Annotated in this window: 23 protein-coding genes; 12 read left to right on the top strand and 11 right to left on the bottom strand. The window is 72.3% G+C overall.

Features of this window, described 5'->3' with window-relative positions; all coding sequences use genetic code 11:
* Nucleotides 1-65: 65 nt before the first annotated feature.
* The gene (locus tag Msi02_RS22235; RefSeq protein WP_239108603.1) at nt 66-1,421 is read right to left on the bottom strand and encodes an LCP family protein; all 1,356 of its coding nucleotides are present in this window, start codon (nt 1,419-1,421) and stop codon (nt 66-68) included.
* Between Msi02_RS22235 and Msi02_RS43380 the strand changes: the two genes are divergently transcribed.
* Nucleotides 1,411-1,632 (top strand): hypothetical protein, encoded by a 222-nt coding sequence (locus Msi02_RS43380; protein WP_239108602.1) that lies wholly within the window; start codon nt 1,411-1,413, stop codon nt 1,630-1,632. The two genes, Msi02_RS22235 and Msi02_RS43380, sit on opposite strands and share 11 nt — an antisense overlap.
* 311 nt (nt 1,633-1,943) lie before the next feature.
* Here Msi02_RS43380 and Msi02_RS22230 read toward each other — a convergent pair whose 3' ends face one another.
* Nucleotides 1,944-3,515 carry a neutral zinc metallopeptidase gene (locus tag Msi02_RS22230; RefSeq protein WP_239108601.1) on the bottom strand — a complete coding sequence of 524 codons (1,572 nt, stop codon included), beginning with the start codon at nt 3,513-3,515 and terminating at the stop codon, nt 1,944-1,946.
* A 562-nt stretch (nt 3,516-4,077) separates the two neighbouring features.
* Here Msi02_RS22230 and Msi02_RS22225 point away from each other — a divergent pair.
* The 7 genes from Msi02_RS22225 to Msi02_RS22195 all read left to right on the top strand — a co-directional run bounded on the left by Msi02_RS22225 (nt 4,078) and on the right by Msi02_RS22195 (nt 11,882).
* The gene (locus tag Msi02_RS22225) at nt 4,078-4,947 is read left to right on the top strand and encodes a LysR family transcriptional regulator (protein ID WP_079314547.1); all 870 of its coding nucleotides are present in this window, start codon (nt 4,078-4,080) and stop codon (nt 4,945-4,947) included.
* A gap of 86 nt (nt 4,948-5,033) precedes the next feature.
* Nucleotides 5,034-5,915 carry a dihydropteroate synthase gene (gene folP / locus Msi02_RS22220; protein WP_239108600.1) on the top strand — a complete coding sequence of 294 codons (882 nt, stop codon included), beginning with the start codon at nt 5,034-5,036 and terminating at the stop codon, nt 5,913-5,915.
* A 462-nt stretch (nt 5,916-6,377) separates the two neighbouring features.
* On the top strand, nt 6,378-7,565 hold the full coding sequence (locus tag Msi02_RS22215; RefSeq protein WP_204050077.1) for a Cmx/CmrA family chloramphenicol efflux MFS transporter: 1,188 nt from the start codon (nt 6,378-6,380) through the stop codon (nt 7,563-7,565).
* 277 nt (nt 7,566-7,842) lie between these two features.
* Nucleotides 7,843-9,336, top strand: a complete 1,494-nt coding sequence (locus tag Msi02_RS22210) for an alpha/beta fold hydrolase (RefSeq protein ID WP_204050076.1) — start codon at nt 7,843-7,845, stop codon at nt 9,334-9,336.
* A gap of 136 nt (nt 9,337-9,472) precedes the next feature.
* A complete protein-coding gene (locus tag Msi02_RS22205; protein WP_204050075.1) occupies nt 9,473-10,699 on the top strand; it encodes a sensor histidine kinase in 1,227 nt (408 codons plus the stop codon).
* Nucleotides 10,690-11,331, top strand: coding sequence for a response regulator (locus Msi02_RS22200; RefSeq protein ID WP_204050074.1), 642 nt, complete (start codon nt 10,690-10,692; stop codon nt 11,329-11,331). The genes Msi02_RS22205 and Msi02_RS22200 overlap by 10 nt, the downstream gene beginning before the upstream one ends.
* Before the next feature lie 11 nt (nt 11,332-11,342).
* Nucleotides 11,343-11,882, top strand: a complete 540-nt coding sequence (locus Msi02_RS22195; RefSeq protein WP_204050073.1) for a hypothetical protein — start codon at nt 11,343-11,345, stop codon at nt 11,880-11,882.
* A 397-nt stretch (nt 11,883-12,279) separates the two neighbouring features.
* Here the strand turns inward: Msi02_RS22195 and Msi02_RS22190 are convergent, their stop codons facing one another.
* From Msi02_RS22190 to Msi02_RS22170, 5 genes are all read right to left on the bottom strand, one after another.
* Nucleotides 12,280-14,061, bottom strand: a complete 1,782-nt coding sequence (locus Msi02_RS22190; RefSeq protein WP_204050072.1) for a bifunctional metallophosphatase/5'-nucleotidase — start codon at nt 14,059-14,061, stop codon at nt 12,280-12,282.
* Between the two features lie 150 nt (nt 14,062-14,211).
* Entirely contained in the window at nt 14,212-16,752 is a 2,541-nt protein-coding gene (locus Msi02_RS22185; protein ID WP_204050071.1) for a bifunctional YncE family protein/alkaline phosphatase family protein, read from the bottom strand.
* Nucleotides 16,753-16,872: 120 nt separating this feature from the next.
* Nucleotides 16,873-18,291, bottom strand: coding sequence for a pyridoxal phosphate-dependent decarboxylase family protein (locus tag Msi02_RS22180; protein WP_204050070.1), 1,419 nt, complete (start codon nt 18,289-18,291; stop codon nt 16,873-16,875).
* 8 nt (nt 18,292-18,299) lie between these two features.
* Nucleotides 18,300-19,682, bottom strand: coding sequence for a sensor histidine kinase (locus Msi02_RS22175; protein WP_239108599.1), 1,383 nt, complete (start codon nt 19,680-19,682; stop codon nt 18,300-18,302).
* A 3-nt stretch (nt 19,683-19,685) separates the two neighbouring features.
* Nucleotides 19,686-20,360 carry a response regulator transcription factor gene (locus Msi02_RS22170; protein WP_079314548.1) on the bottom strand — a complete coding sequence of 225 codons (675 nt, stop codon included), beginning with the start codon at nt 20,358-20,360 and terminating at the stop codon, nt 19,686-19,688.
* Between the two features lie 134 nt (nt 20,361-20,494).
* On the opposite strand from Msi02_RS22170, the gene Msi02_RS22165 reads away from it, so the two are divergent.
* The 4 genes from Msi02_RS22165 to Msi02_RS22150 all read left to right on the top strand — a co-directional run bounded on the left by Msi02_RS22165 (nt 20,495) and on the right by Msi02_RS22150 (nt 24,176).
* The gene (locus Msi02_RS22165) at nt 20,495-21,652 is read left to right on the top strand and encodes a LolA family protein (RefSeq protein ID WP_204050069.1); all 1,158 of its coding nucleotides are present in this window, start codon (nt 20,495-20,497) and stop codon (nt 21,650-21,652) included.
* Nucleotides 21,649-22,704: an ABC transporter ATP-binding protein gene (locus tag Msi02_RS22160; protein WP_204050068.1), complete on the top strand. Its 1,056-nt coding sequence runs from the start codon at nt 21,649-21,651 to the stop codon at nt 22,702-22,704. Before Msi02_RS22165 ends, Msi02_RS22160 begins: the two co-directional genes overlap by 4 nt.
* Nucleotides 22,691-23,638, top strand: a complete 948-nt coding sequence (locus tag Msi02_RS22155; protein ID WP_204050067.1) for an ABC transporter permease — start codon at nt 22,691-22,693, stop codon at nt 23,636-23,638. The genes Msi02_RS22160 and Msi02_RS22155 overlap by 14 nt, the downstream gene beginning before the upstream one ends.
* A gap of 64 nt (nt 23,639-23,702) precedes the next feature.
* Nucleotides 23,703-24,176: a hypothetical protein gene (locus Msi02_RS22150; RefSeq protein ID WP_204050066.1), complete on the top strand. Its 474-nt coding sequence runs from the start codon at nt 23,703-23,705 to the stop codon at nt 24,174-24,176.
* Here the strand turns inward: Msi02_RS22150 and Msi02_RS22145 are convergent.
* Genes Msi02_RS22145 through Msi02_RS22130 form a run of 4 tightly spaced genes read right to left on the bottom strand, consistent with a single transcriptional unit; the run spans nt 24,103 to nt 26,830 of the window.
* Entirely contained in the window at nt 24,103-24,906 is an 804-nt protein-coding gene (locus Msi02_RS22145) for an ABC transporter ATP-binding protein (protein WP_204050065.1), read from the bottom strand. The two genes, Msi02_RS22150 and Msi02_RS22145, sit on opposite strands and share 74 nt — an antisense overlap.
* A 5-nt stretch (nt 24,907-24,911) precedes the next feature.
* Nucleotides 24,912-25,700 carry an ABC transporter permease gene (locus Msi02_RS22140; RefSeq protein ID WP_204050064.1) on the bottom strand — a complete coding sequence of 263 codons (789 nt, stop codon included), beginning with the start codon at nt 25,698-25,700 and terminating at the stop codon, nt 24,912-24,914.
* 6 nt (nt 25,701-25,706) lie between these two features.
* Nucleotides 25,707-26,507 (bottom strand): ABC transporter permease, encoded by an 801-nt coding sequence (locus tag Msi02_RS22135; RefSeq protein WP_308441823.1) that lies wholly within the window; start codon nt 26,505-26,507, stop codon nt 25,707-25,709.
* On the bottom strand, nt 26,504-26,830 hold the full coding sequence (locus Msi02_RS22130; protein ID WP_204050063.1) for a hypothetical protein: 327 nt from the start codon (nt 26,828-26,830) through the stop codon (nt 26,504-26,506). Before Msi02_RS22130 ends, Msi02_RS22135 begins: the two co-directional genes overlap by 4 nt.
* Nucleotides 26,831-26,965 lie beyond the last annotated feature (135 nt).

Below are 26,965 nucleotides of genomic sequence, written 5' to 3'. Positions count from 1 at the left end.
GCCTTCGCGGAAAAACGCTCCGGTGTCGCCAGGTCAGAAGCCAGTCCTCGCGCAGAAGTCCGGGCTCAGAAGCCGCACAGCTCCGACAGGCTCTTGGCCGCCTTGTCGTTGGTCGTGGGCGTCCTGCGGGGGCTCGCCCCGGCGACGACCGGCGTACGGGAGACGGACGGGCTCGGCGACGCGGACGGGGACGGGCCGGAGGGGGTGGCGGACGCCGCCGATCCGGCGGACGTCATCGGCGAGGCGGTGGCCGCGACGATGTTCCGGTCGGACATCGACTCCCGGATCGCGTCCTTGGTCAGCTGCCTGATCTTGGCCCAGTCAGGGTTGCCCGTGTAGATGAGCGGCGGCACGAACTGGAGGCTCGTGATCTTGGCGCTCCGCACCTTCATGCCGAGCGGGACGAGGTGCTCGAGCAGGTCGCGGGGGATGTCCGTGCGGAACATGTGCCGGGCCGCCGCGGCGATCTTGGTGAAGTTTGCGAGCACCGTGGCCGGGGTGACCTGCTGCGCGAGCGCGCCGATGACGCAGCGCTGGCGGGCCATGCGGGAGAAGTCGTCGCTGTCCACCCGGGAGCGGCCGTACCAGAGCACCTCCTCGCCGTTGAGCGTCCGGTAACCGGCCTTGATGGTCCCGGCGGTGCCGAACTTCCCGCCCCACTTGACGTCCTGCTCGACCCGGATCTTGAGCCCGCCGACCGCGTCGATCAGGGCCGCGAAGCCGTACATGTCGACCATCGCGTAGTAGTCGATGTGCAGGCCAAGGGTGTAGCCGATGGCGTCCTTCAACGCCTGCGCGCCCCTGTTCTTGCCGCCCATGACCTGCGGGTTGTTGTCCGCGTAGTACCAGACGGAGTTGAGCAGGCCCTGCCCCTCGGCGTTGAAGCCGTTGGGGAACACCTTGTGCAGGGGGCTGGTCGGGGGGAAGCGGACGTACTGGAGGTTGCGCGGCAGACTGAACAGGACGGTGTTGCCGGTGGCGATGTTCACGCTGGCCACGGTCATCGAGTCGGTGCGCACCCCGACCCGGTTGCCCGCCGCGTCCCCGCCGATCAGCAGGAAGTTCACCCGCGTACGGCCGTTCCACGGGTCCTCCGCGTGCACGGGCACGGGGGTCGAGCCCTCCACCGGAGCCGTGACGTCGTCGAGTAACTGGCTGGCCGTCCTGATCGTGTTCGCGGTGAAGGCGAACGGGGCCATGACGGCCACGCACAGCACGCCCGCCACGATGCCGGACACCACCTGCCCGGTCTGCGGCAGGCGCTGCGGGCGCAGGGCGACGAACGACAGGAGCACGAGCGCGAACCAGGCGAGCGCGCACGCGGCGGCACCGGCCATGACGGCGGTCATCGTGCTGCCGCGCAGCACGACCCCCGCGTTGTCCTTCAGGCGCAGGACCAGGACCACCAGGGTGACCAGCACGACGCCGAACGTCGCCAGCAACGCGATCCCGGTGCGGCGGTTGCCCGCCCGCAGGTGGGCCGCCCCGGGCAGGACGGCCGACAGCGCCGTCCAGCCGATCAGGGAGGCGGTGGTCAGCGGAGGACCGAAACGCGGCCCTTTGGGACGCGCGGCCGATGTGGGCGGCGGGCTCGTCGTGGGTTCCCTGTCGTTCCCACTCCCACCACGCTGACCTGCGACTCCGCCGCGCTGAGCCGCGTCCCCGCTGCGCTGAGCCGCGTCCCCGCTGCGCTGACCAGTGCCGCCCCTGGGCCGGCTTGTGTCCCCGCCGCGCTGACCGGTGTTCCCGCTGGGCTGACCTGCGTCTCCACTGGTCTGGCCTGCGTCTCCGCTGCGCTGATCTGGCCGCCGGCCTTCCCCGGGCCCCCCGGCCTCGTCAGCGGGACCCCCGCCTCGCATGGTTCACCGCTCTCTCCTCCGAAGCTGTGGCTAGGGATTCTAACCCCCATATCCGGACAAGGTAGACGTAAATCAGAGGGCCGATCACGACACGGAACTGGAGCCGACGACCCAGGTGTTGCACTGGTAGGCCATCGGGCGGGTGTACCCCTGACGGAACCAGGCGGCGTTGCTGCGCGTGTTCCCGTGGTCGCGCGGCCCTCCCGGCTGGTCGCCCAGGTGGCTGTACGCCCACAGGAGCGTGTTGCGCCGGGTGGCGTCGATCGGATACGAGGCGGCGACCGACCGCATGAACATGCCGCCGAAGCACGTCGCCTGCAGTTCGTGCCGGCGGCTGAGGGCCATCTTGCCGCTGCGTGAGCCGGAGTCGAGCGTCTGCCGCCACCAGGAGTCGGAGATGCCCGACAGGTTCTGGATGTGGTGGCCGTACTCGTGGGCCATCATGCTGATGATGATCCCGTTCCACGACCCGAGCGAGCCGTACTCCCTCGCCATGGCCGAGGTGGAGGCGTAGATCGTGGCGTTGCTCGGGCAGTAGTAGGGCACGTTGCTGCCGGGGGAGGGATAGTCGCCGCACGCGCCCCTGCCCTTGCGGGCCGCGATCATGTACTTCGGCGGGCTCCAGTCGATCCCGACCCGCTCCAGCGCCGGCGCCCACGCCTTGCCCATGCAGGCGCCGGTCTTGAGGATCAGTGCCTTGAACTGGGCGTGGTTGTAGATGCTGGCGTTCCCGGCCCGGCAGTTCGTCTTCGCCAGCGACCCGGCCCGATAGACGGTGTTGTTCTTCGTCGTGCGGTTGAGCACCGGAGTCGGCCGCGTCGTGGGCTGCGACGTCGGCTTCGAGGTGGGCTTCCGGGTCGGTTCGGTGTCCCTGGTGGCTTCGTCGGAGGGGAACGGCGAGAAGGTGAAGGTCGGAATCGCGACCGGCGAGACCGATTCGTCGCGGTGCGACAGGCCGGCCAGCGCGCTCACGACCACGACGAGCACGAAGACCAGCGCCAGCACGCCCATGAGCGCGCCGACGACCGCCCCCGCGCCGGACTTGCGGCGGGGCGGGCGCCAGGCGGGCGGCGGATAGGGGGCGGCAGGCCCGCGCGGGGGAGGCGGAGGCTGCGGCGCCCACCCCGTCCCCTGCGGCGGCGTCTGAGGCGGTGCCTGCGGCGGCGGCACCTGGAACGGCGTCCCCTGGGCCGGTGCCGGCTGGGGTGGTGCCTGCGGCGGCGAGTGTGGCGGTGCCTGGGGTGGCGCCGCCTGGAACGGCATGCCCTGCGATGGGGCCGCCGTGTTCCCCGGCGATGCCGGGACGCCCTGCGGGTACGCGAGCCCGCCCGGCGCGTACGCCTGGCCTCCCGGGTGGCCCGCCGCCCCGTTCGGCGGCCCGTACGCAGTGCCGGGAGGCGGGCCCGCCGGAGCGGCGGGGGACGGCGGGGGCGCGTAGGACTGCGCGTAGGGCTCCGCGTGAGAGGGGGGCTGCGCGTTCGGCCACGCCGGGGCCTGCGGCTGCGGCTGTGGCCCGGCACCGCCCTGGAACTGCGTACCGCCCTGGAACTGCGCACCGCCCTGGAACCGCGCATCCTGGAATTGGCCACCGGGCGGATAGGGCGTCCCGCCCGGGTATGGGCCGTTCGGCGGGTAGGCGGCGCCGCCCTGCGGCACGCCGGGAACCGCGCCGTACGGCGCGCCGGAAGGATGGGGACCGCCCTGCGGCGAGACGTTCGCCGGCTGGGCCGGGCCGTGGGACGGGGCGTTCTGCGGGTACGCGGCCGGGCCCTGGGGGTGTCCACCTGGCGGATAGGGGCCGCCGTAATACCGGCCTCCCGGCGCCTGGGGACCGTTGGAACCGTTCTGCGGCTGTGGCGGCGGGTAGGGAGCCCCGCCGGGCCCCGGCTGCCACGCGCCGCCCTCAGGTCCGCCCCACCCCGGCTGACCGTACGGTCCAGGCGCCGCGCCAGGAGACCGCGGTGCGTCCGGTGAGCCGGGCGCAGCCTCCGGTTGCGGCGAATACGGCGGCCCGGAATAGGGAGAACTCTCCCCCGGTGGCTCCTGGGGAGGGTACTGCTGCGCCACGACATTGCCCCCTTTGTGGATTTGGGGCAAAAGAATACTGTTTTCTCATCCATCACGGATGTAGCAGATGCCGGGCACGATGTGTAATCGACCGACGTGATCTCTGCGATGTTCCGGAATCGCCGGGCTCGTCTGCCCTAGCGTTTTTCGCATGAATCTGCAGCAGCTCCGTTACGTGGTCGCCACTGCGGAGCACCGCACCATGACCGATGCCGCCAGATCGCTCTATATCGCGCAGCCCGCTCTGTCCCGCGCGATACGCGATCTGGAACGTGAACTCGGAATGACGCTTTTCGCGCGCTCGGGCCGCGGGGTCGTCGTGACGGCCCAGGGACGCCGGGTCGTGAAGCTGGCCCGTGAGGCCCTCGACGCGGTGGCCGAGATCGAGGCCCTCGCGACGCAGGGCAACTCCTCCGGCGCCGAACTGCGGATCGCGTCCACGCCGAGCCTGGAGCCCGGTCTCGCCGGGCGCCTGCTGCCCGCCTACGCCGCCGAGCATCCGGGGATCCGGGTGCACATCGTGCGGTGCGAGGGCCGGGAGGGGGTGGTCAGCGCGGTCCGCGAGCAGCGCGCCGATCTCGGGCTGACCGACCTCCCGGTGCCCACCGACCTGGTGAGCCACCCGCTCGAACGCCAGGAGATCGTGCTGATCTCCCCGCCCGGCCTCGACCTGCCCGACCCCGTCCCCGTGGCCCGGCTCGACCGCATGCGGCTGGTGCTGCCCGCCCCCGGCAGCCCCCGCCGCAGGGAGTTCGACCAGATCTTCGCCACGCACGGCGTCCGCCCGATCCCGGCCGTCGAGTCCGACGAGCGCCGGGGCTGGCTGCGGACCGTACGGGAGGGGCGGGCCTCGCTGCTGTGGTATCGGGGCATGGCCGAGCAGGCGGCCAGGGCCGGCCTGGTGGTCCGCTCGCTCGATCCCTCGCTCCGGAAGATCATCGCGGTCGTGCACGCCCGGCGGCGGCTGCCCGCGATGGCGCAGGATTTCGTGGCCCTGGCCGAGGGCGGCTCCGCGGCGTGATCGCATGCCGTGCGATTGGACCGTTCCACGGCTCTGCTTCCGGCGGGCACGCGAGGGGACGACGTCGACCTAGTACGCTGGCGGCGATGTCCACTCTGCCGATGCCCGCCGAGGCGCCCGGCCTGCCGGCCGTCCTGCGCCTGCGCGGCCGCGCCTTCGGCCCCGGCGACTTCGCGGTCATGGCCGTGGTCAACCGGACCCCCGACTCCTTCTACGACAGGGGATCGACCTACGCCTTCTCCGCCGCGGTCGACGCCGCCTCCCGCCAGATCGAGCAGGGGGCGGACATCGTGGACATCGGAGGCGTGAAGGCAGGTCCCGGCACGGAGGTCGATCCGGCCGAGGAGATACGCCGCGTGGCGGAGGTCGTCGCCGCGGTGCGCGACCGGCACCCCGACGTGATCATCAGCGTCGACACCTGGCGGTCGGAGGTCGCCGAGGTCGTCGCCGAAGCCGGAGCCGACCTGCTCAACGACACCTGGGGCGGCGTGGACCCCAAGCTCGCCGAGGTCGCCGCGGCGTACGGCATCGGCCTGGTGTGCGCGCACGCCGGGCGGGTGGAGCCGCGCACCCGGCCGCACCGCATCGCCTACGACGACGTGGTGGCCGACGTGGTCGCGTACACGACAGACCTCGCCGAGCGCGCGGTCGCCGCGGGAGTCCGCCGCGACGCGATCCTGATCGATCCGGCTCACGACTTCGGCAAGAACACCTGGCACTCGCTGGAGGTCAGCAGGCGGCTCGGCGAGCTGACCGCCACCGGCTGGCCGGTGCTGGTGGCCGTCTCCAACAAGGACTTCGTCGGCGAGACGCTGGGCGGCCTGCCCGTGGAGGAGCGCCACGCGGGCACGCTCGCCACGCTCGCCGTGTCGGCGCTGCAGGGCGCCCGGGTGTTCCGCGTCCACGACGCGGCGAGCGCCCGTACGGCTCTCGCGGTCGTCGCCCGCCTCGGCGGCGCGCCGTCCTGACCCGCTCCCAGCAGAGTCCTGGCAGGTTTCCGGCAGGGCCCGGTGTCCTCGCCCTTCCGCCGGGACGACCGCCCGTGCGGCGGGCCGTGATCAAAACGGTGGACAGGGCGCTCGCGCCGTGACTAACGTGTCGGCCATGTCGAGCCCCGAGGCGTCGAGACGCTAGCCACCGGTCATTCGGTGGCTGATTCCTCGCACCGCTGAGCCGCCGCGCCCGTTGCAGCGCGGCCGTGCGGCGCCTGTCACCGAATCACCGTCGTACGGGCCGTTTCCCCGGGCCTCGCGCACGGTCGGCGTCGTCATGCGGCGCTTCCGCCGCCGGGCCCCGGGTTCTCTCGCGCGGTGGTCCCGTGTGCCCGGCTGGGCGCTCCTGGTCGTCCGGCTGTGTCCGCCGTGGCTCGCCGCGTCCTCATCGACCTTTCGCGATCCTTCGCGACCTCTTACGACGCGGTGTGGAGTGTCATGCCAATCGCCATCTACATGCTCGGACTGGCGGTCTTCGCCCAGGGGACGTCCGAGTTCATGCTGTCGGGCCTGGTGCCCGACATCGCCCATGACCTGCAGGTGTCCGTCCCGGCCGCCGGGGCGCTGACGTCGGCCTTCGCCGTGGGAATGATCGTGGGCGCGCCGCTCACGGCCGTCCTCAGCCTGCGGTGGCCGAGACGGCGGGCGCTGCTGGTCTTCCTGACCGTCTTCATGCTCGTGCACGTGGCCGGCGCGGTCACCACCAGCTTCGGCGTTCTGCTGGCCGCCCGCGTCGCCGGAGCGCTGGCCAACGCCGGGTTCCTGGCCGTGGGTCTCGCGACGGCGACCGCCATGGCCGGGCCCGGCGCCAAGGGCCGGGCCGCCTCCGTACTGCTCGGCGGGATCACGCTCGCGTGCGTCGCCGGGGTGCCGGCCGGGGCCGTGCTCGGCCAGGTGTGGGGCTGGCGCTCGGCGTTCTGGGCGGTGGCGCTGGTCTCGATGCCGGCCGTCGTCGCGGTCGCGTGCGCCGTTCCGGCCACGCCGCCGGACGCGGCCGTGCCCGGCGCGCGGCGGGAGCTCCGGGCGTTGCGCCGGCCCCGGCTGCTCGTGACCCTGCTGCTCGGCGCGCTGGTGAACGGCGCCACCTTCTGCACCTTCACCTATCTCGCTCCGGTGGTCACCGACGTCGGCGGGTACGGCCGGCAGTGGGTGCCGGTGCTGCTGGCGCTCTTCGGCCTGGGGTCGTTCGTGGGGGTGTCGATCGGCGGCCGGATGGCGGACAGGCGGCCGATGTGGCTGCTGGTGCCCGGCGGCCTGGCCCTGCTGGCCGGCTGGGTCGTGTTCGGCGTCGCCGCGGGCGACGCGGCGGCCGTGTTCGTGCTCGTCTTCGTGCAGGGCACGCTGTCGTTCGCCGTCGGTTCCACCCTGATCACGCGGGCGCTCTACGCGGCGTCCGACGCGCCGTCCCTCGGCGGCTCGTTCGCGACCGCCGCCTTCAACGTGGGCGCGACCGCGGGGCCCCTGCTGGGTGGGCTCGCCATCGGCGCGGGGCTGGGCTACCGGTCCGCGCCGTGGGTCAGCGCGCTGCTGGTGGCGCTGGCGTTCGCGGTGGCGGGCCCGGCCCTGGTGGCGCAAAGGGCCGGGAGGACCGGCGCGAGGACGTCGTCGCCGCGCAGTTCGCTCTGATACCGAAGTTCTTCGAGGAGGCGCGTTCCCGCGCCGGGAGGACGTGCCCAAGGCTGGGGGCGACTACGTGGCTGGGCAGGTCAAGGTGGATGCCCCCTGGCGTAGCGGCGCCGGCTCGGGCAGCTTGGGCTGCTTGCCCTTGAGCTTGCCGTTCTTCTGCCACAGCCTCGGGGTTCCAGCGGGGGTGGGCGCAGGTGCGAAGGTGGGGTTTGCCTCACCTTGCTTTGGGATGCCTCGGTCATGTCACCGGGCCGATCGTGATCTCTACGGTGAGCGCATGACAAACCGAACGAAACAGCCGGTCAGACCGACGCCGGTCCGCTCCGCACGCCGGGTGAAGACCTTGCCGATCGCCCTGCCGGCCCTGTCCGCGCTCCTGGGCCTGGCCGTACTGCCGGCAGCGGCTCAGACCGCGCCGACCCTCACCTGGAGGGCGTGCCCTGGGGGCCAGGGGCCGGCGGAGATGGAATGCACCACGATCGAGGTGCCGGTGGACTGGTCCGCGCCGGGTAGAACCACGATCAAGCTGGAGCTCGCCCGGCTGCCCGCCGCCGATCCGTCGCTCCGCCTCGGCAGCGTTCTCGTCGTGTCCGACGGCGGTCCGGGGATCCAGGGCGTCCTTTCCTCGACTCCGGAGTCCTTCACGAAGTTGCGCAAGCACTTCGATGTCGTCGGCTACAACCCGCGCACCAGCACGGCGGGGCGCTATCTGCCGCCCTCCTGCGCAGTTCCCGGGCTGCCACTCAACGACCCGCGTGACCGCGCCGCATACGAGGCCCAGGCCGCCGCCCTCGAACGCCTGGTCGATCGATGCCGCCAGGACGACATGACCGGTCTGGCCGACCATCTGGACTCGGACTCGGTGGCCAGGGACATGGAGGCGATCCGCATCGCCCTCGGCCAGGACAGACTCACCATGCTGGCCTTCTCCTACGGTGGGGTTCCGGCCGCCGCCTACGCGCGGCTCTACCCGGGGCGCGTCCGTGCCATGGTCTTCGACAGCACGCCCGACGCGACGGTGGGCTGGCGCGGTATGGAACGCGCGCAACTGCGCGCCACTGAGACGGCGTTCAAGCGCTTCACCACCTGGTGCGCCGGTGACGACGCGTGCGCCCTGCGAGGGCGGAACGTGCGCAAGCTCTGGCGCGAACTGATCACGAGCACCGGCCGCAGGCCCGTCACGTACGCCTCCGCCCGGCTGGGCGAGATCAGACTGACCGATCTGCACCTCAAGGCCCTGGCCCGGATGGTCCTCCCCATTCCGGAGAAGGCACCGGAGTTCGCCGACGCGCTGCTCAAGGCGAGCAAGGGCGACTTCGCCTGGTTCGGCGAGCAGATCCTGGGCATCTCCGCCAGCTGGAGCTCGCCGGGCGCGGCGGCGACCAGGTGCCCGGATGGCCTGGTCAGGCTGGGGTACGAGGCGCTCGTCAGCGACCGCCGTTACAGCGAGCGGATCTCCCACGACTTCGGCGGCGGGGTCGGCATCGGGCTGGAGGCCCTGGCCTGCTCCGGCTGGCAGGATCGGCCGGTGAACCCGCCTCGCCCCCTGCCGGCCGGCCTGCCCCCTGCACTGGGACTCGGCGGCGACCGCGACTTTCCGGTCACCGAGCTCCTGGTGAGCAGGATCCCGGGCTCGGTCACCGTCCGCTATGACGGCTCCGTCCACGTCGTCTACCTGCGGGCGAAGGACCCGTGCGTGACGGGGTACGCCGACCGGTATCTGACAAAGCTGACGTTGCCTCCCGCAGGCACCCTCTGCTCGCCCCGGTAGTGATGAGACGCCAGAAAAGCGGCCCATACGCTGCTCCTGCTCAGGCCGCGACGCGGGAAGAGGTGGGGTTTACCTCACCTTTTTCCGTGATATCCGGGTCATTTCGTCGAGCCGTGCCGCTCTCTAGGGTTGACGCATGATCACCCCCTGGGACCGGATTCGCGGCCACTGGTCGTCGCCGACCTGGCTCCGTACCATCCACCTGACGACGGGCGTCCCGATCGCGCTCATCTCGATGGCAGCGATCTTGGGGCTGGGCGCGCTGTCGATAGCACTGGCGTGGACAGTCGTCGTCCCCCTGGTCGCGCTGCTGATCCTCACCTGGACGGTGCCGCTGCTCACCTCGCTGCAGCGCTCCCGGTTCGCCGCCTTTCTCGACCTGGACATCCCCCCGCCGCCGCGTCTCCCCCGGGACGGGAGCCCGGCCAGACGGCTTCTCCTGCAGGCGCGATCGGGCAGCCTGTGGCGGCAGATCGCCTATCACCTGGCGATCGGGCCCCTGATCGGTGCGGTGGGCTTCCTGAGCGGGGCCGTGGCGTGGTCGGCGTGCCTGGTCGCGGTCATCGTCGCGGTGCAACTCCTGATGGCCGGAGGCGGCTGGACCGCCTCCCTGCCCGCGGCGGCCGCGCTCGCGTTGTTCGTGGTGGTGCCGTGGCTGCTTCGGGGGATCACCGCGCTCGACGCGGTCGCGGCGCGTGCGCTGCTCGGTCCCAGCGTGAAAGACGAGCTGGCCCGGCGGGTGAAGACGCTGCGGGAGAGCCGGGCCGAGGTGATCGAGGCCGCCGACGCGGAACGCCGCCGGATCGAACGCGACCTGCACGACGGCACGCAGCAGCGGCTCGTGTCGCTCGCCCTGAACCTCGGCATGGCGCGCACCGCCTTCACCGACCTGCCCGAGCCCGTCCGCCAGGTGATCGTGCGCTCGCATGAGGAGGCCAAGCAGGCGTTGAAGGAACTGCGCGACGTCGTTCGGGGGCTGCACCCGGCCGTGCTCAACGACCAGGGCCTGGACGCGGCGCTGTCCGGTCTCGCCGCCCGCGTCCCCTTTCCCGTACGGCTCAGCGTCGATGTGCCGGAACGGGCCGCTCCCGTGATCGAGGCGGTCGCGTTCTTCGTCGTCTCCGAAGCGCTGACCAACGTCGCCAAGCACGCACGAGCCTCCGAGGCCGAAGTCACCGTGCGCCGCGACGGCGACGTGCTCCGCCTCGCCGTACGCGACAACGGCCAAGGCGGCGCCGAGCCCGCCAAGGGGTCGGGCCTGCGCGGCCTCGCCCAGCGGGCGGGATCGGTGGACGGCACCCTGCGCATCGACAGCCCGAGCGGCGGCCCGACGACGATCGAGGTGGAGTTGCCGTGCGCGTAGTGCTCGCCGAGGACTCAGTCCTTCTCAGGGAGGGCCTCGTCTGGGTCCTCGGATCCGCCGGCGTCGAGGTCGTGGCTGCGGTGTCAGACGCCGAGGGGCTGCTACGGGCGGTGGACGACCACGAGCCCGATCTCGTCGTCACGGACGTGCGGATGCCGCCGACCCACACTGACGAGGGCCTGCGCGCGGCGCTGCTGCTGCGGCACCGGCGGCCGAAGCTGCCCATCCTCGTGCTCTCGCAGTACGTCGAGGAACGCTACGCGACCCGGTTGCTGTCCACCGTCACGACCGGCATCGGATATCTGCTCAAGGACCGGGTGGCCGACGTCGCCGAGTTCCTGGACTCGCTGCGGCGGGTCGCCGCGGGCGGCACGGCCCTGGACCCCGAGGTGGTCGCCCAGCTGCTGGTGCGCCGGCACAGCGATCCGCTGGACCTGCTGACCCGCAGGGAGCACGAGGTGCTCGCGCTGATCGCGGAGGGACGGTCCAACGCCGGCATCGCCGAGGCCCTCGTGGTCTCCGAAAGCGCGGTCGGCAAGCACATCAACAACATCTTCGCCAAGCTCGGGCTCTCCGGCGCCGAGAAGGATCACCGGCGGGTGCTGGCCGTACTGCGATTCCTGAAGATTTGAGAGGCGACGTGATGCGAAGAGCGGTGCGGACCAGATGGATCGCCGCCGGCGCGGCGCTGACCGTGTCCGCGGTGGTGGCGATGGCGTTGGCGGCGTGGACGGAGATCCGCGTTCCCCACAGCTACGACTTCTCCTTCCCTGGCTCCTTCGAGTCGTCGGTCCTCGATGAGAGGTCGACCGAGACGAGAACTGTGACGTACGCCGTCACCACGCCCCAGATCATCGTGGACGTGCGGGGCAGGGTCGATGTGCGGGTCGCCCCGGGCGTTCCCGGACGCCTCTCTGTCAAGCGGGAGACGACCTGGCATGGCGGGTCACCCTCGATGAGCGAGACCTGGGAGTCGGGGAAGACGCTGCGGGTGGAGGTGAGCTGCTCCCGGGACCTGGGGCGGGTGGATCCCGGCTGCCGCACCGTCTACACCGTGAGCGCACCCCGCGGCGTCGGCGTGCTGGTGACGACACCCGACTGGACCATGCCGTGCCCGCCGGCCGCGGCTGAGGTGACCTGCGGCCCCGCGTCACGCGATCCATCACAAGGGAGCAGGCGATGAGATCCCCGGTCACGTGGGGGTAGGGCCGGTCGGGTCGCCCCGGGCGTCTCAGCCTGGGGCGACCCGACCAGTGACCCACAACAGAGGCACTACATACGGGCCTACAGGCGAGCGTCCGGCGGTGTGGTGTAGCCCCCCAGCCCGCCTCCTTGCGGGACCGCGACGGTGCGTTCCGCATCACCGCCGCGCTGCGCGGGGCGTTCTCCACGATCACCCTGGTGTGGGCGGACGTCGGGTACGCAGGCCGATTCGTCCGTGGCGCGTGCAAGATCTGGGACTTGGCGATGGCAATCCCGCCGCCACTTGAGCGCCCGCCGGTGGAGCGGACCGCGTGTCGCGACAGGGCCGCCTCCCGGTGGGGGAGGCGGCCCTGCCGGCGCCGTACGCGGGCCGGATCTCAGAGCGCGGTCACCCGGTCGAGCGCGGGCGGAGCGACCGTCTCGTTCGCCTGGAAGTAGGCGCGGAAGGCGTCGTAGTCACGCGAGTTGCGCACCGGGTCGGTGAAGGAGGCGAGCGCGTCGAAGCCGTCCGCCCCGATCAGGGTGTACGCGAGGGCGGCCACCCGGTAGGTCCGGCCGAGGTCCAGCGGGGCGCCGCCGATCAGCACCTGGGAGGGGTCGATCCGGTCGCCCACCGGCCGGGAGGCGTCATAGGAGTACCGGACGTTGTCCGAGACCGCCAGCGGGCCGAACCGCACCGTGCCGTCGGCCTGCTTCTGCCACTGCTGCTCGAGCGCCTGCTCGATCTGCCGCCCGGTGAGCGAGACGGTGAGCACCGGGTTCGCGTAGCCGAACGCGGCCCACGCCTCGCCGAACAGGACGGTCCCGTCGCCGTCCGCCGGGTTGGTCCCCTTGGCGAAGCGCAGGTCGCCGCGCAGACTGGCGGAGCCCTTCAGCGGCGCCGTGGCGACCAGCGCCAGATCGACCGGCCCGCCGTGCCGCGCGTCGGCGTACTCCACGTCGGCGACGAGGTTGCCCAGCGTGCTCTCGCCGTCGGCGGCGCGGGTCCGCGTGATGTCGCCGCTGATCCTGCCGACCGGGCGGGCGGCCGTCTGCGCGGACCGGGCGTTCCAGTAGTCGACGAGCCGCGCCGCCGCGGGGTCGGGGGCCACGTCCCGGGTGACCGGGTGGTTCACAGCGGTGGTGGCGGAGCGGATGACCTCACCGGTCTTCGGGTCGATCTTGAGGTTGATCTCGCTGATCAGGCGTCCGTGGTTGGCCGCCTCCACCACCGGACGGGGGTTGCCGGCCGGGTCGGGGATCGTGCAGTTGAACAGCGCGTGCCAGTGCCCGGTGACGATCGCGTCGATGTCGGGGGAGACCTGCTTGGCGAAGTCGACGACCGGGCCGGACGGGTTCGTGCATCCGTCGTAGAAGCCGCCGGCCGAGCCGCCCTCGTGCACGTTGGCCACGATGGCCTCGACGCCCTGGCGCTTGAGTTCGGCCGCGTACCGGTTGGCCGTCTCCACCAGCGGCAGGTTGTCCAGTTCAGGCTGGTATGACGTCGAGCCGGCGACCGTCGTCGTGGTGGTCAGGTTGATGAAGCCGATCCGGACCTCCCGGCCGCCGTGGACCTTCACGTGCTTGATCACGTACGGCTTGAAGATCGGCGTGGTGGAGCCCTTGCGGGTGATGTTCGCCGAGGAGATCGTGTAGTCCGCGCCGTGGAACCTGCGGCCGGTCGAGTCGGTGAAGCAGCTGTCCACGTCGACGACACCGAAGCACTGACCCTTGCCCATGTGGCCGCGGAGGAACTCCAGCGTCCGGTCGAGCTCGTGGTTGCCCACCGCGGCGAACTCCACGCCGATCGAGTTGAGGAACTCGACGGTCGGCTCGTCCTGGTGATAGGCCACCTCGACGGGCCAGCCGCTGAAGTCGTCGCCGGTGGTGAAGGTGATGGAGTTCTGGTGGCCCTGCCTCAGGTTCTTCAGGTGGGCGGCGATGTACGGTGCGCCTCCCACCACGATCGTCCGGCCCTGGGCGTCCTTCACCGTGCCGTTCGCCGCGTCGTTCTGCGGCGTCAGGTAGCCGTGCAGGTCGGTGACGGACAGGAGCTGAACGTCCACGGGCTGCGGCGCGGCCTCGGCGGCGCCGACCGGCAGGACGGTCAGCGCCGATGCGGCGGTCGCGGCCAGGGCCGCAGAGAGCGTAGCCCAGCGCCGGAAGCTGTTGTGGTGCACGTCGTTACCCTCGCTTGCTCGTGGCTGTGACGGCAGGAATTGGATCAACGCCAGGTGACGTCCGGCGGGCGGGCGCCCGCCGGACAGGTGAAGATCCGAGAGACGGGCGGGGTCGAAAACAGCTTTCCGGATCTCCGGAAACTGTCGCCTTCAGTCGTCGCCCTCGTGCCTCCCGGCCTGGTCGCCGGGCTCGGATCCGCGCAGCGCGTGCCTGGGCGCGGGCATGACCGACGTGTCACCCCTGACGCTCTTCCAGATGGCCTGGTTGAAGACCTGCTCGTCGATCTGGTCCTCCTTGCCCAGACTCTGCTCGGCGGACTGCGCGGCCATGGGGGCGTTCGCGCCGTTCACCTCGGCCATGGTGCCGGGCCGGATCGCGCTGTACGGCGTGAAGGCGGGCTTGTCGGTGAAGGATCCGGTCATCGGGGTGGCGTACGCGTCGAACTGGGTCAGCGGGCGCAACCCGGCGAACAACTCGATCGTGCGGAGCATCGACGCGGTGCTGTAGAAGGTGGAGTCCACCCGTCCGGTCCGGGTGTAGGGGCTGATCACCAGGGCGACCGTGCGGTGCGCGTCGACGTGGTCGGGGCCGTTCTGGGAGTCGTCCTCCGTGACGAAGACGGCGGTCGACTTCCAGTATTTCGAGTGCGACACGGCCTCCACGAGCTTGCCGAGCGCCCAGTCGTTGTCGCCGACGTACGCCCGAGGGGTGGGCGAGCCGGCCCTGGTGCCGGCGGTGTGGTCGTTGGGCAGGCGCACGAACTGCACGGCCGGCAGACCGCCGTCGGCCACGTACCGGTCGAACTCGCGCTTCCACTCCGTGAACCTGTCGGTGGGGCCGCACGTGGCGGCCCGAGGCTCGAAGGAGCCGGGGCCGTCGGGGCAGCCCAGGGCGAACCCGGTGAAGGCGTGGTCGGTGTTCGCGTCGAGCACCGGGTCACCCGCGACGAACCTCCCCTTGGAGTCGCGGGTCACGTAGAAGCCGTAGTTCCGGAACGAGACACCGGCCGTGGCGAGCCGCTGCCAGATGTAGGCGTCGTCGGGCCTCTGGGGGGCGATGGCCGGGTCGTCGCTCTCCGAGGGATAGGAATGGTTGCGGCCCGAGTAGTTCGCGGGCCATCCCTGCTCGGAGTAGGGGTTGGAGTTGGCGGCCACCACCCAGTTCCAGCCCTGCGCGCTGACCTCGGCGTCGGCGTAGAAATTGTCGATCGTGACGAAGCGCCTGGCCAGGGCGCGGGCGTTCGGCGCCGACTCGTCGCCGAAGAGGTTCAGCGAGGGGTCGCCGTCGCCCTTGCCGATGCTGCCGAGCTCCTGGTCGAACGTACGGTTCTCGCGCACCACGTAGATCACGTGCTTGATGGGCGAGGGCTGCTTGGGCCAGCGGGGCACCACGCTGGCCCCCGGCGTCATGCCGCCGCCCGCGCCGTGGAAGCCGTTGTCGGCGGCGACCTGGCGGGTCCAACCGGCGAGCCGGTCCTGCCGGATCGGCAGCGATATCCGGGACAGCGTGCCGACGATCACGGAGCCGGAGTACCGGCCGGGGGAGGCGGAGGGGGCGTAGGGGTCGGGACGGCCGGGACCGTCGTCGGGCCCGGCTCCCAGGCCCTTGGCGTTCGTCACCAGCAACCGCCCGCCGAGGGACACCACAGCCGTGGGATACCAGCCCGTCGGGATCAGGCCCCTGACCCCGCCCCCGGCGGTGTCGACGACGGCGACGTCGTTGTTGCCGGAGTTGGCGACGTAGAGCGTTTTCCCGTCCGGGGACAGCGCGAGCGCGTCGGGGTTGCTCCCGACCTGCGCCCCGCGGTAGGGCGCCAGGCCGATGGTGCGGATCGTCCTGCCGGCCGTCGTGTCGACGACGCTCACGTCGTCGCTGTCGCCGTCGGCGACGTACAGGAGGTTCCGCGCCGGGTCCAGGACCGACTGGTTCGGGTGGGTTCCCACGGTGATCGTGGACAGGACCGCGGGCTCGGCCGCCGTCAGGTCGAGCACGGAGACGGTCTCGGCGCCCTGGTCGGTGACGTACGCCCTGGTGCCGTCCCGGCTGATCGTGACGCCGTACGGCGCGTGGCCGACGGCCACGGTCCTGCTCGTCCCGTCGGCGAGCGTGATCACGGTGGCCGCGTCGGCGAGCTGATCGGCCACGACCAGTCTCTCGCCGTCGGGGGTGACGGCGATCTGAGCCGGACAGGGGTTGATCGTCTGCCCGTCCGGGTTCGTGACGGGCAGCGGGATCGACGTGGTCTCGGTCAGCCGGTCTCCGGCGACGCTGTACACACGGATCTTGTTGTTGCCGCCGGCGCTGACGTACGCCTTCGTCCCGTCCGGGCTGAAGGCCGCCCCCGCGAACACCGCCTGGGGCGAGGCGTACCGGATGGTCTGCGACACGCCGCCGTCCCGTGGGGAGACCACCTGGACGGACTGGACGCCCTGGCCCGCGTTGACCACGAGCACCGCCCGCCCGTCCGGGAAGGGCGTGGCGACGAGCGGAAGCTCCCCGAGCGCGCTCTGCGACCCGGCCGGGGTGACCCGGTATCCGACGGGGACGACGGCGGTGCCGTCGTTTTCTCCGACGCGGGACCGCGGCCCCGCGTCGAACACGCCGGCACCGGCCGTCGCGACGCCGATGCCCAGCAGCGTGACCCCGGCCCCGGCGACGAGGGCGCGGATCACCGCTCCGCGACTCCACATACCGACTCCCTTCCCGATGACGCGCACGGGACGGCAGGGAGCACCGATGAGTACAACGAGCGGCCGGCTCGACAGCCGGGCATGACCCGCTAACGGTTCGGCGAAAAGTCGGTCGAATCCTCAGGAGTACAGGACCGACAGGAAGCGGACGAGGATGGCCTCGCGAGTCGCGGCAGGCAGCGCGTCGAGCACGGCGTTCACGACCGCCATCTCGGGCTGTCCCGTCGCGGTGAGGTCGATCCCCACCGACGCGGCGAGCTCGGCGAACGTCGCGTCGTCCAGCGCGTCGAGGTCGAGGGACGCGATGAGCTCGGGCAGGCCCTCGGGCACGTCGGCGGGCCCCCGCAGCCGGGCGGCCTCGGCCGCCTCCGCGATCACCTCCAGCATCGCGTCCACCCCCGCCAGCGTCACGCCGGTCACCGTGACGTGGATGTTGGCCGGGATCCCGGCGTACGACAGCTGCGGCTGGAGGAACCAGCCGAGCCTGCGCGCCTCGTCGGCGAGCACGAAGACGTCCACCTCGGCGGAGCCGGCGATGGCGACCAGCGCGGCCTCGGGCTCCCCGAGCACCCGCAGCCCGGGGATCTTCCGCACGCCCTCCACCAGCCGCCGGGTCGCCTCCAGCGTCCTGCGGCCGAGCTCCAGGTAGCCCTCCCGGCCGAGGGCCTGCAGGGTGGCCCAGGCGCCGCCGAGCGGCCCGGCCGACCGCGAGCTCTGCACGGTCGCGTTGATGATCGTGTAGCCGGGCCAGGCCGCCGAGGCGAAGTAGGCCCGGCGGCGCAGGTCCGCGTCGCGGAACAGCAGCACCGACGCCCCCTTCGGCGCGTACCCGAACTTGTGCAGGTCGCACGAGATCGAGGTGACGCCGGGCACGCCCAGGTCGAAGGGCGGGATCGCGGCGCCCGCCTCACGCAGCCACGGCAGCAGCCACCCGCCGACGCAGGCGTCCACGTGGCACGGCACGCCCCGCGCGGCGGCGAGCGCGGCCACCTCCTCGACCGGATCGACGACGCCCTGCGGGTAGGAGGGGGCCGACACCACCGCCAGCGCCGTACGGTCGTCCAGGGCGGCCTCGAACGCCGGGACGGAGGCGCGGTAGGTGACCGGGTCCACCGGGACCGGCACGATCTCCATGCCGAGGTAGTGCGCCGCCTTGTGGAACGCCGGGTGCGCGGTGACCGGCAGCACGACCCGGGTGGCGCCGGGACGGGCGTCGCGGGCGGCCTTCACCGCCAGCAGGATCGACTCGGTGCCGCCGCTGGTGAAGACGCCCGGCGCGCCGGGCCGTCCGAGCAGCTCGGCGACCGCCCCGACCACCTGCCGCTCCAGCGCGACCATGCTGGGGAAGGCCGTCGGGTCGAGCATGTTGACTTCGAGCATCTCCGCGTACGCCCGGTGGGCGGCCTCGTGCACCTCCGGCAGGCCGGTGTCGTAGACGTAGGCCGTCACCTTGCCGCCGCGCACCGGCAGGTCGGCCTCCTTCAGGGCGGTCAGCTCGGCGAGCAGTTCGGTGACGGGCCTGCCGTATTCGGGAAGCATGGAACTCCTCAACATGCCAGGGGGAGCCGGACGACGGCACGCAGTCCGGGGGAGGCGTCCTCCAGGTGGACCGTACCGCCGTGGGCCTCGACCGTGGTGCGCACGATCGCGAGACCGAGCCCCGCGCCGCCGTCGTCGCGGCTGCGCGCGTCGTCGAGCCGGGTGAACCGGTCGAAGACCCGCTCGCGGTCCTCGGGCGGGATGCCCGGCCCGTCGTCGGTGACGGTGAGCTCGGCGGCGCTTCCCTCGGCGCGTACGCCGATCCGGACCGCCGACGCCGCGTGCCGCAGGGCGTTGTCGACCAGGTTGGCGAGCACCCGCCGCAGATCCAGCGCGTCGCCCAGCACGACGGGAGACGAGCCGGGCGCGAGGTCGAGGCCGAGCCCGTACCGCTCGGCCGTACGGCGGGCCAGCTCCGCCAGGTCGACCGGCTCCCGCCGGCCCAGGCGGCCCTCGTCGAGCCGGGCGAGCGCGAGCAGGTCCTCGGCGAGGCGGGACAGCCGGAGCGTGTCCTCCAGCACCCCCTCGGCCGTCTCCTTCCAGTCCTGCCCCTCGGGGTGGCTGAGCGCGACCTCCAGCTGGAGCCGGATGCTCGCGAGCGGGCTGCGCAACTCGTGCGCCGCGTCGGAGACCAGCGCCCGCTGCCGCGCGTCGGCCTCCTCCAGCCGCCCGAGCATGTCGTTCAGCGTCGTGGCGAGCGCGTGGACCTCGTCGCGTGCCTCGGGCACCGGCAGCCGCCGCGACCGCGCCGTGGCGCCCACCTCGGCCGCGCCCCGCCGCAGCAGCGCGATGGGCCGCAGTGTGCGCCCGACGACCAGCCACGAGACCGCCGCCAGCAGCGCGAGCAGGAGCGGCATGCCGGCGATCAGCACGTGCCCGGTGGTCACCAGGCTGCTCTCCACCTCGGCGAACGACCGCGCCACGATCACCGTCACGCCGCGGTCCGCGCTGAGCGCCCGCACCCGCAGCGGCCCCGGCAGCGCGTACGGCCGGCCGTCCAGGAACCGGGCCGCGCCGGTGCGCACGGCGTCATCCCGCGCCTCCGCCGGCAGCAGGGGGACCAGGCGGTCGGTGTTCGGGGTGGCGTCGACGATCCGCCCGTCCCGGTCGAGCACCTGCACGATCGTGTTGTCCACCGAGACGACCGGGTCGGACAGCCGGTCCGCGTCGGACAGCGCGACGATCTCACGTCCCCGCTGGTAGATCCGGTCGTCGATGCCGCGGACGAGCGCCTCGCCGAGCACCGCGACGAACATGTACGCCGACACGGCGAGGGCGAGCGCCAGCACGGCCGTCGCCGCGGCGGTGACCCGGAACCGCAGGCTCTGCCGCCGCCACCACGTCACCGGGCGCGCGAGCACGGCCAGACCGGATGCGGCTGTACCCGGCACGACTCAGCCTCCGTCGCTCGCGAGCCGGTATCCGGCCCCGCGCACGGTCTGCAGGGCGGCGCGGCCGAAGGGGGTGTCGATCTTCCTGCGGAGATACCCGACGTACACCTCGACCACGTTCGGATCGGTGTCGTAGGTGTCCCACACGTGCTCAAGGATCTCCGGCTTCGACACCACCTCGCCCGGCCGGCGCATCAGGTATTCGAGCAGGGCGAACTCCCTGGGCGTCAGCTCGATCGGCGTCTCGCCCCGCGTGACCAGCCGCGCCGCGGGATCGAGCGACAGGTCGCCCGCGCACAGCACGGCGGGCCTGCGGCCGCCGCCCCGGCGCAGCAGCGCCCGCAGCCGGGCCACCAGCACCACGTACGAGAACGGCTTGGTGAGGTAGTCGTCGGCGCCGAGGTCGAGCCCGTCGGCCATGTCGTACTCGCCGTCCTTGGCCGACAGCATGAGGATCGGCACCCAGTTCTCCTCCGCGCGCAACTGCTTGCAGACGTTGTAGCCGGACAAGCCGGGCAACATGATGTCGAGCACGACCACGTCGTAGTCGCCGACGCGGGCCAGGTGCAGGCCCTCGTTGCCGTCGTGCGCCAGGTCGACGGCGAAGCCCTCCGCCTGCAGCCCGCGGCGCAGCGCCGCCGCCATCCGCCGCTCGTCCTCCACCACCAGAACCCGCATTGCCCCAGTGTGGACCCTTTTCGCGGATGCGGGAGAGGCGAGGCTGAGAGCCCTCTCAGCCTCTCAGCGTCGGCACAGGAACGTCCCGGCAGTCTCGGGTCGTCAGGTTTTCCGCCCATAGTGGGAGATGTGAGATGGCGAAGAGAGCCCGCGCCGTGAGGTGGGGAGTGCCGGTGGCGGCGGTGGCCGTGGTCGCGGCGGCCGTGGGGACAGGACCGGTGATCGCGGCGGTGCGCAGCGACCCGTCCCTGCCGGACCGTACGGCCGAGCAGTTGCTGGCCGACGTCGCGCGCACCTGGCAGAGCGGCCGGATGCCGCAGATGTCCGGCACGATCGTCGAGACGGCGTCGCTCGGCCTGCCCGCGCTGCCCGGCCTGTCCGGGGCGCCGGGGCCGTCCGGGGCCTCGGCGGCGTCGCTGCTGTCGGGGTCGCACCAGCTCAAGATCTGGTACGCGGGGGAGGACCGGTTCCGCCTCATGCTGCCGGGGGAGATGAGCGAGACCGACGTCGTCGCCGACGGCGGCACGGTGTGGCTGTGGGACAGCGCCGCCAACAAGGCGACTCGTCTCACCGCCCCGGCGGCCTCCGGCGGCGGACCGGACCACGCGTTCCCGCTGCCCTCCGGATCCACGTCGCCGTTCGCGACTCCGGAGCAGGCCGCGCGGCAGGCACTGCAGACGGCCGGGACCGACACCGCGATCAGCGTCGGCGACGTTGTCACGGTCGCGGGCCGCGCGGCCTACCAGATCGTGCTGACGCCGAAGTCGCCCGACTCGCTGATCAAGGACGTCCGGGTGGCGCTCGACGGCGAGAAGCTGATGCCGCTGCGCGTTCAGGTGTACGCCAAGGGGGCGGCCGAGCCGGCCTTCGAGGTCGGCTTCGAGTCGCTGTCGTTCACGGCCCCCGCGCCGGAGAACTTCTCCTTCACTCCGCCCCCCGGCGCGAAGGTCGAGCAGGGGACGGTCACGCCGCCGACCGGCCACCGGCCGGAGGCGGCCGCCGAGGCGCACGACCGGGGCCGCGTCGTCGGCGCCGGCTGGGACAGCGTGCTCGTCACCTCCCTGCCCGACGTTCCCGCCCAGAAGCAGGAGGGGAAGGGGCGTGACGGCGTGGACCTCGGCGCGCTGCTCGACGGCGTGAAGTCGTCGGCCACCCCCGTCAGCGGGGAGTGGGGCAGCGGCCGGCTGCTGCGCACGAAGGTGGTGTCGATCCTGATCACCGACGACGGCCGCCTGCTCGCCGGCGCCGTGACCCCGGAGGCCCTCTACCGGGCGGCGGGTGTGAAGGAATGACCGAGCCCACGCACCGCGGACGAGCGGGGGTCGCGGTGGACGCGGTGGCGGTGGGCACGCGCGCGGGGGCGTCACGGGAGGACACCGGGGCGCCCCCGCCCTCCCCCGAGGGGGCGGGCGCGCACGCCATCGTCACGTCCGGTCTCACCAAGCGCTTCCGCGGCGGCCAGGTGGCGGTCGACGACGTCGGCCTGGCCGTGCCGCGCGGATCGGTCTTCGGCTTCCTCGGCCCCAACGGCTCGGGCAAGACCACGACGATCCGCATGCTGCTCGGCCTGGTCGCCCCGACCTCCGGCACGTGGTCGCTGCTCGGGACGTCCATGCCCGCCGGGCTGGCCGGGGCGCTGCCGCGCGTCGGCGCGGTGGTCGAGGGGCCTGCCTTCTATCCGTACCTGTCGGGCGAGGCCAACCTGCGCCGCTTCGACGCGGCCGACCCGGGGGCCGACGCGCGTACGGCGCGGGCCAGGATCGGCGCGGCGCTGGAGCGGGTGGGGCTGACGGCGGCGGCGGGAAAGCGCTACCGCGCCTACTCGCTCGGCATGCGCCAGCGCCTGGCCATCGCGGCCGCGCTGCTGGTCCCGAGGGAGTTGCTCGTGCTGGACGAGCCGACCAACGGCCTCGACCCGCAGGGCACGCGGGAGGTCCGCACGCTGATCAGGAGGATCGCCGAGGACGGCACGACCGTCTTCGTCTCCTCCCACCTGCTGAGCGAGGTCGAGCAGATGTGCACCCACGTGGGCGTCATGCGCACCGGCAGGCTGGTCGCCCAGGGCCCGATCGCCGCGCTGCGCGCCTCGGGCGAGGAGCCGCGCCTGCGGGTGGAGACGCCGGACGCCGGCGCGGCGGCCGCCGTGCTGGCCCGGGCCGGGCTCGGTGACGTGCGCGTCGAGGACGACGAGGTCACGGCGGTCGTCGGCGCCCGGGCGCCGGAAGAGATCTGCGCTCTGCTCGTCGGCGAGGGCGTGGCCGTGCGCGGGTTCGGCGTGGTCCGGCCCACGCTCGAGGAGATCTTCGTCGGCCTGACCGGGGAGGGGTTCGATGTCGGTGCATGAGAACGGGACGGCGGTGTCGGAGGTCCCGTCGCCGGCGCCGGAGGAGATCGGGCCGTCGCGGCAGGCGGAGACTCGGGAGGAGCGGTCGTCCGTCCGCGCCGGCGGGCCCGCGCCCGGCCACGTGCGGCACCTGACGCGGCTGCTGGCCTCCGAGATCGGGCTGACGTTCCGCCGCCCGCGCAACCTCGCGATGCTCGGGGTGCTCGCGGTCGTGCCCGTGCTGGTCGGCGTCGCGGTGCGGGTCGCGTCGGACGGCGACGCGGGCGGCTCGATCATCGGCCTGATCGCGGGCAACGGCCTGATGCTGACCTTCGCCGCGTTCACCGTCATGATGCCGATCGTGCTGCCGCTGACCGTGGCGGTCGTGGCAGGTGACGCGATCGCCGGCGAGGCGGCGCAGGGCACGCTGCGCTACCTGCTCGTCGCCCCGGCGGGCCGGACCAGGCTGCTGCTGGTGAAATATGCCAACGTCGTGGTCTTCTGCCTCGCGGCGTGCGCGCTGGTGGCGCTGTCGGCGCTGGCGGTCGGGCTGGTGCTGTTCCCGGTCGGGCCGGTGACGCTGCTGTCCGGCACGACGATCCCGGCGGCCGACGCCCTGCTGCGCGTCGGGGTGGTCGTGCTGTACACCACCGCAGGGATGGCCGCGCTCGGCGCGGTCGCTCTCGCCGTCTCCACGCTGACCGAGGCGCCGATCGGGGCGGTGGCCACGAGCGTCGTGCTGGTGGTGGTCAGCCAGGTCCTGACCGCGATCCCGCAGGTGGCGGCCGTACGGCCGTTCCTGCTGACCTCGTGGTGGACCTCGTTCGACGGGGCGTTGCGGGCGCCGGTGGCGTTCGACCAGATGGGGCAGGGGCTGCTGGCCTTCGCCGCGTACGTCCTGGTTTTCGGCTCCCTCGCCTGGTCGCGCTTCACGAGCAAGGACATCACGGCGTAAGTGCTGCCCTTTACCGTTCTTTGTCGCTAGTGTTGCCGCGGACCTCTCACCCAAGGCGGTGTTCATGCGGCACTTCTTCGGGCTGCTCCTGGGCGTTGTCGTCGCGGCGGCTCTTCTCCTCGGTGGCGGATGGGCGTCCCAGGAGGCGGTCCGGGGAGCGGCACAGAGCATCGATCCGGCAAAGGACACGCGGATGCTGATCGCCCTGGGCGTGATGGCCGTCGTGGGCCTGCTGCTCGGGCTGGTGCTGGTCGGCCGGGTGTCCCCGCTGGCGACGTTCGTCCCGTCGATGGCGCTGCTGGCCTGGACCGTGGTCTACGTCCTCGACGTGTCGCGCGCCGCGAGCCTCGTGCCCACCGGGCCTTCGGTGCAGGCCGAGCTGCTGCAGGCCGGCCGGGGCATGCTCACGCTGCTGTCCACCGGCGTGTACGGCCTGCTCGGCGTCGCACTGTTCCTCCCGGTGCTCATGCCGTCCCGCTGGGCTCGTCCGCAGCCGGACGAGGAGCAGGAGGAGTACGAGGAGTCGTACGGCTTCTGAGATAGAGGTCGGCCACGACGTCCTCGATCGACGCGCGCCCCGGCGCCGTCGCCCGCAGGCCCTCCACCGTGCCGTCGAAGGCCAGCCGGCCGTGGTCGATCAGCAGCACTCTCCGGCACAGCCGCTCCACGTCGCCCAGGTCGTGGGTGGTCAGCAGCACCGTCGTCCCGCGTTCGGAGTTCAGCCGCCGCAGGAAGGCGCGCACCTCCGCCTTGCTGACGACGTCGAGTCCGATCGTCGGCTCGTCGAGCACCAGCACGGCGGGGTCGTGCAGCAGCGCGGCGGTGATGTCGCCCCGCATCCGCTGGCCCAGGCTGAGCTGGCGCACCGGCGTCCCGAGGAAGCCGCCCAGGTCGAGCAGGTCGCACATCTCGTCCAGCCGTTCGCGGAACATCTTGCGATCTACTTTGTAAAGGAGCCGGACCAGTTCCAGGCTGTCCCGCAGCGGCAGGTCCCACCACAGTGTCGTCCGCTGGCCGAAGACGACGCCGATCCTGCGGGCGAGAGCCGTACGCCGCCGGGAGGGATCGAGACCGGCCACCCTGACCCGCCCCGACGTGGGCGTGAGGATCCCGGTCAGCATCTTGATCGTGGTGGACTTGCCCGCGCCGTTCGGGCCGAGGCAGGCGACGAACTCCCCGGCCGCGACGCGGAAGGTCAGGTCCCGTACGGCGTGCACGACCCGGCGGCGGACCGTGAAGGTCCTGCCGAGCCCGTCTGCCTCGATCACCGGTCTCAGCTCCCCGTCGATCGGTAGCGGCGGATCCCTGCCCGCCAGGCGAGCGCGGCGACGGCGGCCAGCGCGAGCGCGGCGGCGGGGGACAGCAGGCCCGTCCAGGATGGCAGCCCGAGCGGGTCGGGGCGGCCGAGCACGTAGAGGCCCGGCTGCCAGTTGACGAACGCCAGCGGGAGCACGAAGGTCAGCCCCCGGACGATGCGGGCGTCGTAGACGCTCAGCGGATACTGGTTGAGCATCGCCCCGCCGTAGGTGAACGCGCTCGCCACCTCGGTGGCGTCGGTGAGCAGGAACTGCAGAGCCCCGCCGAGCGTGAAGAGCGCCGCGAAGATCACGATGCCCGAGACGACCATGACGGGCACCATCCAGGCCCGGGTGAGCGGAATGTCCAGCCGCGCCAGCCCGATGCCCAGCACGGTTCCGGCCTGCACCGCGCGGCCGATCCGGTGCGGCGTGAACCGGTCGGTCGCCATCTGCACCCAGGGGGAGGCGGGCCGGATCAGCATCACGTCGAGCGTCCCGGCCCTGATCTGCTGGCTGATCCGGTCGACGCTGCCGAACAGCAGGTCGGCGAGCGCGAAGGCCAGTTCCGACGCGCCGTACAGGAACATGACCTCGGTCAGGCCGAAGCCGGCCAGCGAGCCGGTGTTGGCGAAGATGATCCAGATCACGGCGATGTCGAGGCCGCCGATCACGAACGCGCCCGCCGTCATGAGCGCGAACGAGACCCGGTACTGCGCCGCGGCTCGCGTCCATGCCCAGGCGAGCAGCGCGTACGTCCTGATCACCGGCGCTCAACCACCCTGGATCACGACCTTCCTGCGGGCGGCGCCGGTCATGAGCGCGCCCAGTGCCAGCAGGACCGCCGCCCACATGGCCTGGAAGGCGAGGGCGCGGGCGGGGCCGGCCGTGCCCAGGTAGACGTCGGCGGGCACCTGCGCCATCGCCGACCACGGCAGCGCCCGGGCCAGCGAGCCGAACCATCCTGGGAAGATCGCCAGGGGCAGCATCAGCCCGCTGAAGAACGTGGTGACGACCAGGGAGAACACCGCGAGGCCCCGGTCGTCCATCACCCAGCAGGTGGCCAGGGCGACGATGTAGCGCCACCCGAAGCTCACCACCACGCCCAGGGCGACACTCGCGAGGAACGCGGCCGGGGCGTGCGGGGCGACGATGCCGAACAGCAGCGCGCCCAAGAGGGTCGGCGGGGCGCCGCGGGCGACGAAGAGGTACGCCGCCCGGCCCAGGTCCTCCGACAGGCACCACAGCTGGAGGGACGCCGGGCGGACCAGGTCGAGCGCGACGTCGCCGGTGCGGATGCGCTGCGGCAGGTCCAGGCCGCCGCCGAACAACTGCATCGGGCCGATGCACGCCTGTGTGAGGAACGTGTAGGTGACCACGCCCGCCACGTCGTACCCGCCGAGGCCGGGGCGGGCCTGCCACAGCGCGATCAGCACGTACGCGCGGAGCACCCCGAAGACGGTGTTGGTGAACGCCCCGGCCAGCGCGGCGGCCCAGTAGGTCGCGTGCCTGCGGAAGCCGTACCAGGCCAGCCGCGGATAGAGGGAGACGGCGGCGCCGTGACCGAGGATCACCGGTCGGCGAGGCGGTAGACGAAGCGCAGCCCCGACCACACCTCGTCCACGGCGCACACCTTGTTGTCCACCAGGCCCTCGCCGAGCCCGAAGGCGCGGACGACCTCGCCCGACAGGTCGGTGGCGACGCCGCTCGACTTCTTGGGCCAGCCCACCCACAGGCCGCCGTCCCGCGCCAGGCGCTCGCGCGCCCGGGGGAACCCGGCCCGCAGGGCGGCCTCGTCGGGGCAGAACATCACGATCACGTCGTACGGCTCGGGGCTTCCGTCGTCCTTCTCATGGCCGTCGATGGGCAGATTTTGCGGAGCGTTTACCAGCAACACGCGGTGGCCTGGCTTGACACCGAGCTTCCGGGGCAGCGGAGCCCCGGAATATCCATTCATGGGTGCCTCATGTCCTGCGGCCGTTACCTTCTCGTAACACCGCTGTAAGGGGAGTGAAACATACCTACCGGTAGA

This window comes from Microbispora siamensis (assembly GCF_016863095.1).
Lineage (GTDB): Bacteria > Actinomycetota > Actinomycetes > Streptosporangiales > Streptosporangiaceae > Microbispora > Microbispora siamensis.
The sequence above is the reverse complement of the archived record's forward strand: the minus strand, read 5'-3'. Positions and strand labels throughout refer to the sequence as shown.

Bases quoted from the DNA above. Each gene is read 5' to 3' on its own strand.
- Msi02_RS22225 (WP_079314547.1), top strand. From the start codon at position 4,078: ATGAATCTGCAGCAGCTCCGTTACGTGGTCGCCACTGCGGAGCACCGC.
- folP (WP_239108600.1), top strand. From the start codon at position 5,034: ATGTCCACTCTGCCGATGCCCGCCGAGGCGCCCGGCCTGCCGGCCGTC.
- Msi02_RS22215 (WP_204050077.1), top strand. From the start codon at position 6,378: ATGCCAATCGCCATCTACATGCTCGGACTGGCGGTCTTCGCCCAGGGG.
- Msi02_RS22210 (WP_204050076.1), top strand. From the start codon at position 7,843: ATGACAAACCGAACGAAACAGCCGGTCAGACCGACGCCGGTCCGCTCC.
- Msi02_RS22205 (WP_204050075.1), top strand. From the start codon at position 9,473: ATGATCACCCCCTGGGACCGGATTCGCGGCCACTGGTCGTCGCCGACC.
- Msi02_RS22195 (WP_204050073.1), top strand. From the start codon at position 11,343: ATGCGAAGAGCGGTGCGGACCAGATGGATCGCCGCCGGCGCGGCGCTG.
- Msi02_RS22185 (WP_204050071.1), bottom strand. From the start codon at position 16,752: ATGTGGAGTCGCGGAGCGGTGATCCGCGCCCTCGTCGCCGGGGCCGGG.
- Msi02_RS22180 (WP_204050070.1), bottom strand. From the start codon at position 18,291: ATGCTTCCCGAATACGGCAGGCCCGTCACCGAACTGCTCGCCGAGCTG.
- Msi02_RS22170 (WP_079314548.1), bottom strand. From the start codon at position 20,360: ATGCGGGTTCTGGTGGTGGAGGACGAGCGGCGGATGGCGGCGGCGCTG.
- Msi02_RS22165 (WP_204050069.1), top strand. From the start codon at position 20,495: ATGGCGAAGAGAGCCCGCGCCGTGAGGTGGGGAGTGCCGGTGGCGGCG.
- Msi02_RS22160 (WP_204050068.1), top strand. From the start codon at position 21,649: ATGACCGAGCCCACGCACCGCGGACGAGCGGGGGTCGCGGTGGACGCG.
- Msi02_RS22155 (WP_204050067.1), top strand. From the start codon at position 22,691: ATGTCGGTGCATGAGAACGGGACGGCGGTGTCGGAGGTCCCGTCGCCG.
- Msi02_RS22150 (WP_204050066.1), top strand. From the start codon at position 23,703: ATGCGGCACTTCTTCGGGCTGCTCCTGGGCGTTGTCGTCGCGGCGGCT.